This is a genomic window from Alkalihalophilus lindianensis (genome assembly GCF_032843265.1).
GTDB classification, from domain to species: domain Bacteria; phylum Bacillota; class Bacilli; order Bacillales; family Bacillaceae_D; genus Alkalihalophilus; species Alkalihalophilus lindianensis.
Map to the genome: position 1 here is coordinate 1 of NZ_JAWJBA010000489.1, position 263 is coordinate 263.

Annotated in this window: 1 protein-coding gene; it reads left to right on the plus strand. The window is 36.9% G+C overall.

The window, feature by feature from the left end:
* A partial coding sequence (locus RYX56_RS23145) for an ABC transporter permease (protein WP_317124228.1) occupies nt 1-263 on the plus strand: 263 nt, incomplete at both ends.

Consider the following 263-nt stretch of genomic DNA (forward strand, 5'->3'; position numbering starts at 1 on the left):
TTCAAACTTGGACTAGAAAAGGATACGGTTATTGCTGTCGTCCGTTCCATCATCCAATTGTTTGTCGTAGGCTATGTTCTTAAATTTGTGTTTGACTCGGAAAGCATCATTTATAGCTTATTAATGGTTGGAGTTATGATAATCGCAGCTACCGAGAATGCCCGTAAAAAGGGAGGGCCGATTAAAGGAATAACATGGAAGGTTGCTGTTACTATTATTTTTATTGAAATTTTAACCCAAAGTATCTTACTTGGGTTTCACAT